The organism is Microbulbifer sp. HZ11, from assembly GCF_000708675.1.
GTDB lineage: Bacteria > Pseudomonadota > Gammaproteobacteria > Pseudomonadales > Cellvibrionaceae > Microbulbifer.
Window position 1 is genome coordinate 487,148 of record NZ_JELR01000001.1, and the last position, 12,625, is coordinate 499,772.

The window sequence follows — 12,625 nt, forward strand, 5'->3', positions numbered from 1 at the left end:
GGTGGCAGGGTGTGCTAATCGGGCCAAGAATACCGCATTCAGCGCCGGGACTGGCACGTCATTTGCCCGCAGCGCGTCGCCTGGGTAATCCGGGCCACCTCAATAAGTTTAAGAGTTTTCTATGATTTCGTTTCCTCTCCAGGTCACTCTAGAGCAAGCGGTGCTGGCGGGTGTATTGGTTGTGCTGTTTGTGACCATCGCGGCATGGATCAGTCGCTCTGCGGTCAACCGGCACTTGCAGGCGCTGCAGGGAGAGCACCAGGTGGTGCAGGCCCAGCTCAACAGCAGCCGCGAGCAGGAATCCCGTTACGAGCTGGATATCCAGCAGTTGCGCACGGAGCTGGATACAAAATCCACCCAGCTGGCCCGTTATCAGGTACTGGTAGAGAAGGGTGAGGCCGCGCTCGCAGAGCAGAAGCAGCAGCTGGAGCAGACCCGCGCCAGCATGACCCAGCAGTTTGAAAACCTGGCCAATCGCATCTTTGAAGAGAAGCAGCAGGCTTTCCAGCGCCGCAGTGAAGACAGCCTGCGCAAGAGTCTGGACCCGCTGGAGCGCCAATTGGGAGATTTCCGTAAACGGGTAGAGCATGTCTACGACCGCGAGAATGCCGAACGCAACAGCCTGATGGGGCAGATCAAGGCGCTGCGGGAACAGACCCAGCGCATCAGCGACGAGGCGCTCAACCTGACCTCTGCGCTTAAAGGCGACCGCAAGATCCAGGGCAACTGGGGTGAGGTGGTGCTGGAGCGCTTGCTGGAGGAATCCGGCCTGCAGAAGGGCCGAGAATACGAAACTCAGGTGAGCTTTACCAGCAATGGCCGCCGTCGCCAGCCGGACGTGATTGTGCGCCTGCCGGAGAACAAAGACCTGATCATCGATTCCAAGGTCTCGCTGGTGGACTACGAGCGCTATGCGTCCGCAGAAACCGACGAGGAACGCACCGCAGCACTGAAACAGCATGTGAATTCTCTGCGGGCCCATATCACCGGCCTCAATAAAAAAGCCTACGAGCAGCTGGAAGGGGTGCGCACTCTCGACTTCGTGTTTATTTTTGTCCCCATTGAAGCGGCGTACATGCTTGCCATGCAGGCGGACCCGGAGATGTTCCGGTTCGCCTACGAGCGCCAGATTGTACTGGTCAGCCCCACCACCCTGATGGCTACCCTGCGTACGGTGGAGAATATCTGGCGCTACGAAAAACAGAACAAGAATGCGGAAAAGATTGCTGATGAGGCGGGCAAGCTGCACGACCAGTTTGCGCTGGTGCTGGAATCCCTCGATAACCTCGGTACCCGTATCCGTCAGGCCGATGAGGCCTATCAGGAAACCTACAAGCGCCTCGCCACCGGCCGCGGCAATGTGGTGAAGCGCATCGACAGCCTGCGCAAGCTCGGTGCCAAGACCCGCAAGCAGATTGCCGCGGACCTGCGCGAGAAAGCGGAAGACAGCCACAAGCTGCCGTCATCGGAACCGAAATGCGAAGCACTAATCGACACCGGCACCGAAACCGAAACAGAGAGCGAAGCGGAATAAGTTTTGAACGCGATCTTCGAAACCTTTTCCTTCGCGCTTGCGGTCACCGCGCCGATTTTTCTTACCCTGCTGGTGGGCTACGGACTCGCGCGGGTCAAACTGCTAAGTGAATCTTTTGTCGACGATGCGTCCAAACTGGTGTTTCTGGTAACACTGCCGGCGCTGCTGTTCTTCAATATCTTCGGTTCCGACGCCCACCTGGGGGATGAATGGCCGCTGTTACTGGCGGGCTTGATTGGGACCATGCTGACGGTTCCCCTGGCCTGGGTGGTGGCGCGACCATTGGCCTACGGGGATCGCAGTGCGTTTATTCAGGGTGCTTTCCGCGGCAACCTGGGCATTATCGGCCTGGCCTGGGCAGCGAATGCCTACGGCCCCGCGGGCCTGGCGCAGGCGGCACTGCTGATGGCGGTCATCACCATCTTTTACAATATCGCCGCGGTTGCGCTGTTTGCGGTGTATTCCCAGAAGGCCAGGTTCAGCTGGAGCAAGCTGCTAAAAGACATTGCCAGAAACCCACTGATCGTCGCGATTGTTGCGGCGTTACTGGCAAAGGCAGTTGGGCTCAAGCTGCCGCACATGGTGGTGCAGACCGGCGAATATCTCGCTTCAGTCACCTTGCCTCTGGCCCTGTTGTGTATCGGCGCGACGCTGGATCTCAGTATGCTTCGCCGCAGCTCATTTGGCGCCTTTGCCGCAAGTGCTTTCAAATTGTTGATCGTGCCGCTGGTACTGTTGGGCATAGGCCTGATGTTTCGGCTGGATACCCAGTCCATGGCGATCCTGTTCCTGCTCGCCGCGACCCCGACGGCCTCTGCGTCGTTTATCATGGCGCGCGCGCTCGGTGGCAACAGCCAGCTTGCCGCCAACATCATCGCGATCAGTACACTCTTTTCTATTGTGACCGCCAGCCTCGGGCTGGCACTGTTGAAGGTAAACCTCCCATGACCGAAGTACCCGTGTGGATCCTGGTAGTTGCCGGGTTGATTATTCTTGTGCTCTCTGCCATCGCCACTTATTACTGCCTGGAACTGCGCGCCGCGCGCAAACGTCAGGCGCAGCAGCTGGCAGAGCTGGAAGCGGCGGCGGACGCGCAGCGGGAGAGGGTGAACAACAGTATTCAGATTATTGCGAAAACACTGCTGGAAGAGGGCGTGGGGCTGACCGAAGCATCCTTGCGTATCCGTGTTCTATTGGATTCGCTGCAGGTTGAGCCGGCGGTGAAAGAGGAATTTGTGGCGTTTTATCAGGTGGCGGACAAGACCAGCCATATTCCGATTCTGGAGGATTGGAAGAAGCTTTCCCGCAAGGAAAAGTTCGCGTTTGAGAAGGAAATGGTACGTATTGAAGGCGAGTACCGGGATTTTGCCCTGGATGCGGCCAAGCGGATTTTGGGGCGGAGTTTTTAATTTCGTTGGGAGCATCGGGTCGGGTTCAGTGCGACTGGATACCGGCCTGCGCCGGTATGACGATCCCGCCCTCCCGTCATCCCGGACTTGATCCGGGATCCAGCTTCTTTGGCCTTTACTATCCGGGCTCTACGATTAGCGCCTTACTTCTTCACCAGCAAAACCCCGGACTCCGTATGATCCGTATACGGAAACTGGTCAAAAATCGCAAAGCGCTTAATACGGTGGGTTTTGGTCAGTTCCGCCAGGTTCTCCAGCTGGGTTTCCGGGTTGCAAGAGATATACAAAATACGCGGAAAGCGCGCGATCATCGCACAGGTATCCGCATCCAGCCCGGCGCGGGGCGGGTCTACGAGTACGGTAGAAAAATCGTAACTGTCCAGATCAAAATCTTTCAGGCGGCGAAACGGCCGCACCTTATCAATGGCCTGGGTAAATTCCTCGCTGGATAAACGCAGGATGGCCAGATTGTCGACGCCGTTCGCCGCGATATTTTCCTGAGCCGCGTTCACCGATACCTTGGAAATCTCCGTCGCCAGCACCTTGCGGAAATTCTCCGCGAGGGGAATGGTGAAGTTGCCATTGCCGCAGTACAGTTCCAGCAGATCACGTGTTTTGTCTTCACAGCAGCTCTTCGCCCAGCCGATCATTGATCGGCAGATTTCCCCGTTTGGCTGGGTAAAGCTCCCTTCTACCTGCTTGTACTGATACGTCCGCCCATTGATGTCGAGCTTCTCGATAACGTAATCCCGCTCCAGTACCAGCTTCTGTTTGCGCGAGCGGCCGAGAATCGGAACGCCCAGACGTTCCTGCAGCGTGCGTGCTTCCGCTTCCCACTCTTCACCCAGAGGTTTGTGGTAGATCAGGGTGATCAATGCATCGCCGCTCAGGGTGGTAAGGAACTCGGTGCAGAACAGGCGTTTGCGCAGGATTTCGCTGCCGTTGATGGCATCCAGTAAGGGCGGCATCAGGGCGTTGATCCGCTCGGAGCCCACGGTAAACTCTTCAATCACAAACGGCTTTTTGTATTCCCCCTGTTTGTACATGGCGTAATCCACACGGGCGCCGTCCTGCCACATCTTGAACTCGGCGCGCAGGCGGTAGTGGCTCGGCGGTGAGGGAAATACCTCGGGTTGCAGGTCGGTGTAGGGGGTATAGGCTTCCCGCAAGCGGGCCACTTTCTGGTCCAGTTGTTGCTGGTAGTCGTCGGTGTTTACGCGGTGAAGAGCCATGTGTGAAGCCGTTGTCGTTGAGATGCGTTATGGGAATGATTGCCGAAACCGGATGAAGGATCGTCGGGGCGCGGATTATAGCGGATGCGGCCTCCAGATAAACGGTTGCGGACAGCGGTTACAGGTGACAGAAACAGGAGACAGGAAATGGCGCTGGGTAGATTGGAAATTGTAGTGAACGGGCAGGGGCTATACGAGTTTACCGCAGAGGTGAATCGCTGGCTGGCCGGTCAGAATTTATTCGGCAGCGGACTGTGCACCCTCTTTATCCAGCATACCTCTGCGAGTCTGCTGATTCAGGAAAATGCGGATCCAAGTGCCCGGGTGGACCTGGAAAACTGGTTGAACCGGCTGGTGCCGGAAAATGACCCCCTCTATACCCACACACTTGAGGGGCCGGACGATATGCCGGCCCATATCAAGGCCTCCCTTACTGCGTGTAGCCTCGGCATCCCGATGGACGAAGGCCAGCTACTATTAGGCACCTGGCAGGGTATCTACCTTTGGGAACATCGGCACCACCGCGGCACGCGGAATGTGATCGTGCAGGTCTGAGCGCTCAATCCAATGCCCGCTAAAATCGGCGAGTAAGAAACGTGGTTTCCTTGGTAGTTACCGAATTACCGCTGCTGAACTTGAAGGCAAACGTCATTTTTGCGTGTTTCGGCGCAGTTGCACAAACGCGGTAGGGGAGCCAGGTCGCACTGTTTTCCCCGAGGTCGATACTCGGTGCGCCGAAAATTTTGAAACGGCCCGGTTCTGCGAGTGATACGGCAACCGAGCCCTGCTGCTTTTCGTAACCCTCTACTTTGATTTGGTAGTTGTTGCACACCGTATGCCGATCAATTCGGGTAAACAGCGCCGTACGATCCCGCCGAATCTCCACCAATAGTTTGGTGGTATCGGTAAAGCCATAAATTACTCCGGTGAACGCGCACAGCATCACGAGGCCATAGCCGGCGAGTCGGGGGCGTAATATGTGGCTTGGTTCACCAGTCAATTGCGCTTCGGACGTGAAGCGAATCAATCCCGTCGGGCGCTCCAGCTTCGTCATTACCTGATCGCAGGCATCAATGCAGGCGCCGCAGTCGATGCAGGCGGCCTGCAGGCCATTGCGAATATCGATTCCGGTTGGGCATACCTGCTGGCAAATACCACAGTCCACGCAATCTCCCTCATTCCCATCTCCTTTTCGGCGGCTTGCCCGGGGCTCTCCGCGGTCTTTGTCATAACAGACTGTGTGCGTATCCGAATCAAACATTACGCTCTGGAAGCGGGCATAGGGGCACGCGTGCAGGCAGATCTTTTCTCTTACCAGCCCGGCATTGAGATAGGTTAATAGCGCAATGATAAGGACCCATGTCCAGGTGTCTGCGGACAGCTGGAGCTGCGTAGCGTCGGCGAAGAGTTCCCGAATGGGTACAAAGTAGCCGACGAATGTAACTGCAGTGGCGAGCGCAAGAGCGCTCCAGAGCAGATGTTTTAGCAGGCGCCGGACAATCAGTGAACCCGATAAAGGCAGTCGTGCTTCGCGCGCTCGCGTGTGGGCTTTGCCTTCGGTGAAGTCTTCAATACGGATAAACATCCAGGTCCATATGCTTTGCGGGCAGGCAAAGCCACACCAGACGCGCCCCCAGGCGACCGCGAGAAAAAACAGAAGGCTGGCGGCGGCAATCAGCAGGCCAGCGAGAAGAGAAAGGTCCCGCCACGAGATGGCATTGCCGAAAAACAGTATCCGGTGCTGCTCGAAGGAAAATAACAGCAACGGCTCGCCATTGATCTGCCCCCATACAAGAGCAAAATAAAGAGCCATCAGTGGCCAACTGGTCAACCTGCGCAGGTTCTGAAAGCGACCTTCGGTCAGTCTGACGTGCAGCTTACCGTCCGGTTCCGGGGTGTAGTCCTGCACTACGGGGATCTTTTCCATGGTGACTTATCCGCTAGAACTTTAGCGCGGAGCCTATAGGGAGTTCTTTGATAGGGTCAGGGATAATAAAAATAATTATAATAGGTACAGATTGGTGCCGGGATCCGCTCTGGTCCCGTAAGGCTTAATGGAGGTGTGCCGGAGTGAGCGAGCAATTTCGATACGAGGCGTTGGAGACCTGGCTCGAGCAGGGCATCCGGGAGCAGCGTTGGCGTGGGGGAGAGCGACTACCTTCGATTCGCGCATTGTGCCGGGATCGACGGCTGTCTAAAGCGACGGTGCAACACGCGTTGCAGCGGCTTGAGTCCCGTGGATTGATTGAGGCGCGCCCAAAGGCCGGTCACTTCGTCGCCATTCGCCCGCCGAGCGTCCAGCAGCCGGTCAGCCGCGCACGTATCGAGGCGCCGCACCCGGTCACGGTAAGCGAGCTGTTGCTCGATATCATGGGACGTAACGCGGCATTTGATCTATTGCCGACATTCACCGGGACTGAGCCTCCGTCTGGTATTGTCGCGCTCAATCGGGCGATTGCGCGGGCATTGCGGCGGCCGTCACAGGGCAGTTATCAGTACTACGACGAGCCAGCCGGTGATGCAGGCTTACGGGAGCAGCTTTCGATTTTGATGGCGCGGCGTGGCTGCCGGGTTGGAGCGGACGAGCTTTGTATAACGTCCGGTTGCCAAAACGCACTGTTTCTCGCGCTAATGGCCAGCTGTAAGCGCGGTGATGTAGTAGCCGTTGAATCGCCGGGCTTCTATGGGGTGATGCAGCTGCTCGAATACCTTGAGCTGCAGGTAATCGAAATTCCCGCAGCGGTTGATACCGGTATGGACCTGGATGCGCTGGATGAGGTGTTACGTCGCTGGCCGGTGCGCGCCTGTATCGTGTCCCCGTCGTTTGCCACACCTGGCGGTGCACTGATGCCGGAGGTAGGCAAGCAGCGTTTGCTGGCGCTTGCCGAGGAGTTTGATCTTGCGGTGATCGAGGACGACATTTACGGCGATACCGGGTTCACTTCGGTGCCGGATCCTCTCAAGGCACTGGATCGCAACGATCGGGTCATTCTGTGCAGCTCATTCTCCAAAAGCCTCTCCCGGGATCTGCGCCTGGGGTGGGTTTCCGGTGCGCGATGGCACCGCAAGATCCTGCAGACAAAACTGGTCACCCAGTTGGCTGGCAGCCGCTACCTGCAACAGGGGGTTGCCGCATTTCTCGCCGATGGAAGCTACGCTGCGCACCTGCGTCGCTTGCGTGGAGACTTGCGCGCAAGGCGCGATCACTTGCGTGCAATACTGGGAAAATGGCCGGGCGAAGTCCGTGTGAGCGTGCCGCAGGGAGGTCTCGCAGCGTGGGTTGAACTGCCGGAGCAAGTTGACACGCTTGCCGCTTATCCGCTCGCACTGGAACAGGGAGTGGTGATAACCCCGGGTCCACTGTTTTCTGCCTCGGGACAATTTGGCAATTGCCTGAGAATCAGTTTTGCACACCCGTGGCACCCGGCGCGCCGAGAAGCGCTCGCGTTATTGCCGCGGATATTCGGGCTGACGGACGCCCAACGGGGAAATGCTGGAAACCGTTAAAGGCAGTTGGTCGGCTTGGGAAGCCCTGCGATCTTACTTCCGATTTTTGCGGGGCTCGGCGGGAACAGCTGCATCAAAAATATGCTGCGCCCCTTCTCTGGCCCAAGGTGCAGGCCGATGTACTTAACGAGCGGTCGCATTGCGGGCGACAGTTCAAACTCACGGTAAAACGCCTGTAGCAGGCGAATAACTTCCCAGTGGTCGTGCGTCAGTTCAATCTTTTCCTGAGCGGCAATTGCGCTGGCAACTTCCGGGCTCCAATCATCGAGATTACGCAGAAATCCCTCTTTATCCAGTGGGATTTCGCGGCCTTCGATCACCAGTGTTGCTGTCTGTTCCATTTTTCTGGCTCCCGGCTATCTAAACCAGCTGACGATCGGCGTGTGCTCGACACAAAGGGTGACCCAGCGCAGGTCATCGATGGCCGTGAGATCGGGTGCAATGGCAATGCCGCGGGCTTCGGCGTCGGCGCTCAGCACGAACACGTCATTCTCGGGGAGTTCGAGCGGAGCTTTTTCCTGTGCAGCGTAAACGCCGTCCTCTATCAGGAGTAATGCATCGCCTTCCGCAAATGCATTGAGGCAGTCGCGCAGAGCACTGCCCGCATGGGGAGACTGGTTGACGATATGTAAAGTCATGTCAAAAACTCAAAACCTGATCGAAGCGACGGATTAATGACCCAGGGTCTTCCAGCAGTTGTACATCGGCGCCGGTGAGCTGTAGCTGCGACAGTGCAAGGCCCCGTTCAGTGGCGCTTCTCTGGCAAATATAAATCCGCTCTACCCCGAACATCGGCAGTGCCTGAAGGTTGCGATACAGGCTCTTTTCGGCGATGGCTTGCGGATTTTGCGCAAGCAGCTGGTATACCCCGTCATTGATAAACAGGACTTCCGGGATCTGATCCATGGCGGCGCACGCGAGTACGGCTTCGAGACCCTCTCGGGCGAATGTCGTCCCGTAGGGCGCATGGCGACACAAAGCGAGTATGGAATTCGTCACAGGGTCAGCCTCCAAAGCTCACAAGGCGGTCGCTGAGTGCGGTCGCTTCCGCCAGTTGTCCGAGCCCTGCCAGGGTAAATCCATCGGCCAGGTTTGCAGCGGGCCGTTCCAGGCGATTCGCCTCGCTTTCACTCAGCACGCCGCGGCGCTGGGCGGCGGCGATGCAGACCGTGAGGTCGAGCTGGTGGGATTGCTGCAATGCCTGCCACTGGCGGAGGAGATCCTGCTCGTCTTGCGGTGGCGTCGCCAGGGCGCTGCCGTTGTGAATGCCATCCCCGTAGAAGAACACCCGGAAAATCGAATGTCCGGATGCCAGCACGGCTTTGGCAAAACGCAGGGCGGTGCCTGCGCCCTGAGCGCTGTGGGGAGCGCCGTACACCACGAGAGTAAATTGCATGGGTGTAGCCACCTGATAAAGCCGGATTGGGTCAGTAAAGTCTACCGATAAAAAAATGCCCCGCAGAGCGGGGCACCGTTAGAACCGGGTCAGCGGGCTCATCAGTCGTCGGATGCGAAACCGAAGATGTGCAGCAGGCTGGTGAACAGGTTCAGAATGTTCAGGTACAGAGAAGTGGTGGCCATGATGTAGTTGGTTTCACCGCCGTTCACGATACGGCTGGTATCGTACAGGATGAAGCCGGAGAACAGCAGGGCGATCACACCACTCAGAGCAACGCTGGCCAGGGGCATGTACACGCCGAAGAAACTGGCGATCATCATACCGATCGCGCAGACCAGTACTGCGATCAGGCCGACAAACAGGAAGCCACCCATAAAGCTGAAGTCTTTGCGAGTGGTCAGCACGTAGGCCGACAGTGCGAAGAAGATCAGCGCGGTGGTTCCCAGAGCCTGCATCACCACTTGGCCGCCACCGGCCAGGCCGAGGTAGTGGTTCAGCATAGGGCCAAGGGACGCGCCCAGCAGGCCAGTGAATGCAAATACTACGCCTACACCTGCGCTGGAGTTAGCGGTGCGTGGCAGAACGAACCAGACCAGGGCAATGGCTGCGATAGAGCAGATCAGGCTCATGCCGCGGCCCATGCCGATGGCCATGGAAACACCGGCAGTGACTGCACTGAACAGAACAGTCATGGCCAGCAATGCGTAGGTGTTACGCAGTACTTTGGCGGACTCCGAGCGGTCCAGCGCTCGGGACTGTGTATAAACTTCGGGCTGCATTAGCGTCTCCTGCTAGTGAATATAAAATCTGTTGGGATCATATAACCAGTGCTTTAGACCTTCAAGTAGGCGTCAGGTTCTGTGAATGCCCGATCCTTGGTGAAATATAGCGTGTACCAGTATCGCATTGGAAACACTGTGTTCGCTATGGCCGTCTGAGCGCGTTGGTACTCCTTTTCAGTAAATGGGGGCGCAGGGCAGAAGTTGCAAGATGACTCGGTAGTTTAGCTGTCGTCTGCCGTACCGGGGGCGTCAATGGGAATCTTGAGGTCGACAATCAGCGGCAAATGGTCGGAGGCCAGGCGTGTCAGTTCACTGCGTGGTACGTGCACATCGGTGACTTTGAGTTCCGAATCCACGAATACGTAGTCGATCCTGGCTTTTGGCAACCGGCTGAAGAATGTGCCTTTGGGTTTGTGCCCGGGAAGTTGCAGCTGTGCATCTTCCAGAACGCTGGTGAGCCGCCTGATTTCCGACGCACTGGGAAGTGCGTTGAAATCGCCTACCAGTATCCTGGGCTTAGGGCACTCGGGGTTTCCTATCCAATTGGGCCCGAGCAATGCGTCGACTTGACGCAGCCGCTCACCCTTCGACAGCCCCAGGTGGGTATTGAATACCTGAAGTAGGGTGCCGTGAAAATTAATCTCCATCCAGAGTGCACCGCGAGGTTCTGCAAATTTGTGCATCCGAGAGTGTTCGGATGGCCCGGGTAAAATGTCTTTCTTGACCAGGCGCATTGGCAGACGCGTCATGATGGCATCGCCGTAGCGTTCGTCTTCCAGGTGCATGGCGGGCTGGAAGTGGCAATCCATGGACAGCAGGCGGGAGATCTGGTGGGCCTGATCCACGCCGCCGGTGCGCTGTCTGCGCACATCTACTTCCTGTAGCGCAACGATATCCGGTGAGTAACGTGCGATGACCCGGGCGATCCGCTCGGGGGAGAGTTTTCCGTCCATACCCTTGCAGATATGTACGTTGTAGGTCATCACACGCAGCTTCCGATAGTCCTGCCTGTCCGATGCCTTCTGGCGCCGGCCTGAGGTGATTATGGGGGCCGCTTTGGCAGGAATATTTGGCGGCGCTGACTTGAGCTTCTGTGCCGGTTGCGCGCGTAGAAAAGCAAGTGCTGCATTGCGCAAGTCTCTCGGCCGCCAGTGGCCGCGACCGTCGTCGGGAAAGTGAATATCACCGGGCATCAGCGCAAAGCCATGGGTCTCTTTGCGGCTTGCACCGCCATGACTGCCACACTCGATGGCGAAGGTGATACTTTCAGCGCCTGCGCACCAGCCGCTTGCGATAAAATCTCCGGCTTCAGGGTGTCGGCATAGGTGTGCCAGGTCTTCGGTGGTTTCCTCTAAAAACGGATGATCATTGCCGAGTACCTTGTGTCCGTCTTCCGGCAGTGAAAAGGCGCCCTCACGCCACCAACCCTTGATCTTGCTCAGCTGCTTGCCGTCTTCTCCGATTACACGTTCCTGGTGATCTGCATAAAGCACCATGGGTGCTTTTGCTTGTTCCACAAGAATGCGGGCGATGGTCTGTTGGGGGATGTCTTTGCAGTGGATGTTGTAGAGCAGCGCCAACGGCCCCATGGCCGAAAGCGCCATGGGGGCATCCTGGTCCCGCTGTTCATCGGCAGTTTTTACCGGAAACAGTTTCTGCACCCATTGGCCACCAAACAGTCGGACCCGTTGTAGCTGCACTCCGCGATCGGAATTAGATCTGCCGCCGCCGGGAGTCTTCTGTAAGCCAGACAGCGCCTCACTCACGGCGTCGGCAAAGCTTCGGCCGTGCAGGTCTTCGTACGGCGTGGTGTCATCCTGTCCGTGGTCAGAGTAGATCCACACATCATAATGGCGCCGGGACGAGCGATGTGCGGCGCGCCAGATTCTGGCAACGGCGTCGTCAATCCCCTTAAGGGTCCAATGTGCGAACTTTGAGCTGGGGCCGCGACGATGGGATTGCTCATCGTACCCGAGAAGATTTACATAAATAATCGGTAGCCCGCGGGCAATATCGATCTTTACCCCGACCGTGGATAGCTCGCGCATCAGAATGGTGATGGCGATACGGGTCGGGATAAACATGAGCTCCCGCATAAAGTCCTGGCCTTTTATGAGGCCGCGAAAGAAATCGACAATGGACAGCACCAGTTCAAGCAGCAGTAGGCCGATGGTGCGAATAAGGCTCCACAGGTTGGCAAGCACCATCGTAATCAGCGCCAGTGGACCTGCCTCTCGCAGCGACGACCCCCATCCCTTGGAAGCCGGGCAGAAGTGCGCTTCATCATTGTCTGCGCCACCGCGGAATGAGCTTACATAGCAGCTTCCCCCCTTTAACAGCGGCTGGTGGCCTTCGTCCAGCAGCCGCTGTTCTACCTTATTTGCTCCGTGCGACTCGTACATGCGCAGCATTTCGTGGGAGTCTGCAGACATGAACCCGAAAGCCGGAACTGCCGCCCTGACACCGTAAAAAACTTCTGCCTGTACGGCTGGGGTGGTTGCCGGTACCCCGGAATACCAGTCGTCCACATGGTAGTGCTCGCGTTCAATCAGTTTCTTGAGAAAGGGCAGTTTGCCTTCGGCCAATGCGCGATCAAACTGCGGCCTGGCCAGTCCGTCAATCTGGATCAGAACCAGCGCAGGGGCATCGGGGTCACGCTCATTGATCCGCAATTTCATCATGCGCGCCAGCCATTCACTGCGGCTGACGCGTCGGCGCCAGATTCGGAGGCGGGTGGCAATTCGGGTTAGCATTCGGGGCCT

The 12,625-nt window shown here is 57.4% G+C and carries 13 protein-coding genes; 5 read left to right on the forward strand and 8 right to left on the reverse strand.

The annotated features are described in order from the left end of the window. Window positions 1-121 precede the first annotated feature (121 nt). Genes rmuC through AU11_RS02125 form a run of 3 tightly spaced genes read left to right on the forward strand, consistent with a single transcriptional unit; the run spans window position 122 to window position 2,943 of the window. Window positions 122-1,534 carry a DNA recombination protein RmuC gene (gene rmuC, locus AU11_RS02115; RefSeq protein ID WP_051686871.1) on the forward strand — a complete coding sequence of 471 codons (1,413 nt, stop codon included), beginning with the start codon at window positions 122-124 and terminating at the stop codon, window positions 1,532-1,534. A gap of 3 nt (window positions 1,535-1,537) precedes the next feature. Further along, window positions 1,538-2,482, forward strand: a complete 945-nt coding sequence (locus AU11_RS02120) for an AEC family transporter (RefSeq protein WP_043316083.1) — start codon at window positions 1,538-1,540, stop codon at window positions 2,480-2,482. Next, a complete protein-coding gene (locus AU11_RS02125) occupies window positions 2,479-2,943 on the forward strand; it encodes a DUF2489 domain-containing protein (protein ID WP_043316085.1) in 465 nt (154 codons plus the stop codon). Before AU11_RS02120 ends, AU11_RS02125 begins: the two co-directional genes overlap by 4 nt. 143 nt (window positions 2,944-3,086) lie before the next feature. Here the strand turns inward: AU11_RS02125 and trmA are convergent, their stop codons facing one another. Further along, window positions 3,087-4,175: a tRNA (uridine(54)-C5)-methyltransferase TrmA gene (gene trmA, locus AU11_RS02130; RefSeq protein WP_043316087.1), complete on the reverse strand. Its 1,089-nt coding sequence runs from the start codon at window positions 4,173-4,175 to the stop codon at window positions 3,087-3,089. Between the two features lie 147 nt (window positions 4,176-4,322). On the opposite strand from trmA, the gene AU11_RS02135 reads away from it, so the two are divergent. Next, the gene (locus AU11_RS02135; RefSeq protein WP_043316089.1) at window positions 4,323-4,730 is read left to right on the forward strand and encodes a secondary thiamine-phosphate synthase enzyme YjbQ; all 408 of its coding nucleotides are present in this window, start codon (window positions 4,323-4,325) and stop codon (window positions 4,728-4,730) included. 19 nt (window positions 4,731-4,749) lie between these two features. Here AU11_RS02135 and ccoG read toward each other — a convergent pair whose 3' ends face one another. Further along, on the reverse strand, window positions 4,750-6,102 hold the full coding sequence (ccoG, locus tag AU11_RS02140) for a cytochrome c oxidase accessory protein CcoG (RefSeq protein WP_043316091.1): 1,353 nt from the start codon (window positions 6,100-6,102) through the stop codon (window positions 4,750-4,752). A gap of 143 nt (window positions 6,103-6,245) precedes the next feature. On the opposite strand from ccoG, the gene AU11_RS02145 reads away from it, so the two are divergent. Continuing rightward, window positions 6,246-7,682: a PLP-dependent aminotransferase family protein gene (locus AU11_RS02145; protein WP_051686872.1), complete on the forward strand. Its 1,437-nt coding sequence runs from the start codon at window positions 6,246-6,248 to the stop codon at window positions 7,680-7,682. On the opposite strand, the gene AU11_RS02150 is transcribed toward AU11_RS02145, so the two are convergent. From AU11_RS02150 to AU11_RS17950, 6 genes are all read right to left on the reverse strand, one after another. Beyond that, entirely contained in the window at window positions 7,679-8,023 is a 345-nt protein-coding gene (locus AU11_RS02150) for a TusE/DsrC/DsvC family sulfur relay protein (RefSeq protein WP_043316093.1), read from the reverse strand. The two genes, AU11_RS02145 and AU11_RS02150, sit on opposite strands and share 4 nt — an antisense overlap. Window positions 8,024-8,038: 15 nt before the next feature. After that, window positions 8,039-8,320: a sulfurtransferase complex subunit TusB gene (gene tusB / locus AU11_RS02155; RefSeq protein ID WP_043316095.1), complete on the reverse strand. Its 282-nt coding sequence runs from the start codon at window positions 8,318-8,320 to the stop codon at window positions 8,039-8,041. Window position 8,321: 1 nt separating this feature from the next. Next, on the reverse strand, window positions 8,322-8,681 hold the full coding sequence (gene tusC / locus AU11_RS02160; protein ID WP_043317921.1) for a sulfurtransferase complex subunit TusC: 360 nt from the start codon (window positions 8,679-8,681) through the stop codon (window positions 8,322-8,324). A gap of 4 nt (window positions 8,682-8,685) precedes the next feature. Next, window positions 8,686-9,078, reverse strand: coding sequence for a sulfurtransferase complex subunit TusD (gene tusD, locus AU11_RS02165; protein WP_043316097.1), 393 nt, complete (start codon window positions 9,076-9,078; stop codon window positions 8,686-8,688). 101 nt (window positions 9,079-9,179) lie between these two features. Then, window positions 9,180-9,860, reverse strand: coding sequence for a Bax inhibitor-1/YccA family protein (locus tag AU11_RS02170; protein WP_043316098.1), 681 nt, complete (start codon window positions 9,858-9,860; stop codon window positions 9,180-9,182). A 224-nt stretch (window positions 9,861-10,084) separates the two neighbouring features. Next, the gene (locus AU11_RS17950) at window positions 10,085-12,616 is read right to left on the reverse strand and encodes an endonuclease/exonuclease/phosphatase family protein (RefSeq protein ID WP_081847880.1); all 2,532 of its coding nucleotides are present in this window, start codon (window positions 12,614-12,616) and stop codon (window positions 10,085-10,087) included. Window positions 12,617-12,625 lie beyond the last annotated feature (9 nt).

What these genes read in the sequence shown, in the direction of transcription:
- rmuC (WP_051686871.1), top strand. Translation starts at nt 122, where the DNA reads ATGATTTCGTTTCCTCTCCAGGTCACTCTAGAGCAAGCGGTGCTGGCG.
- AU11_RS02125 (WP_043316085.1), top strand. Translation starts at nt 2,479, where the DNA reads ATGACCGAAGTACCCGTGTGGATCCTGGTAGTTGCCGGGTTGATTATT.
- trmA (WP_043316087.1), bottom strand. Translation starts at nt 4,175, where the DNA reads ATGGCTCTTCACCGCGTAAACACCGACGACTACCAGCAACAACTGGAC.
- AU11_RS02135 (WP_043316089.1), top strand. Translation starts at nt 4,323, where the DNA reads ATGGCGCTGGGTAGATTGGAAATTGTAGTGAACGGGCAGGGGCTATAC.
- ccoG (WP_043316091.1), bottom strand. Translation starts at nt 6,102, where the DNA reads ATGGAAAAGATCCCCGTAGTGCAGGACTACACCCCGGAACCGGACGGT.
- AU11_RS02150 (WP_043316093.1), bottom strand. Translation starts at nt 8,023, where the DNA reads ATGGAACAGACAGCAACACTGGTGATCGAAGGCCGCGAAATCCCACTG.
- tusB (WP_043316095.1), bottom strand. Translation starts at nt 8,320, where the DNA reads ATGACTTTACATATCGTCAACCAGTCTCCCCATGCGGGCAGTGCTCTG.
- tusD (WP_043316097.1), bottom strand. Translation starts at nt 9,078, where the DNA reads ATGCAATTTACTCTCGTGGTGTACGGCGCTCCCCACAGCGCTCAGGGC.
- AU11_RS02170 (WP_043316098.1), bottom strand. Translation starts at nt 9,860, where the DNA reads ATGCAGCCCGAAGTTTATACACAGTCCCGAGCGCTGGACCGCTCGGAG.
- AU11_RS17950 (WP_081847880.1), bottom strand. Translation starts at nt 12,616, where the DNA reads ATGCTAACCCGAATTGCCACCCGCCTCCGAATCTGGCGCCGACGCGTC.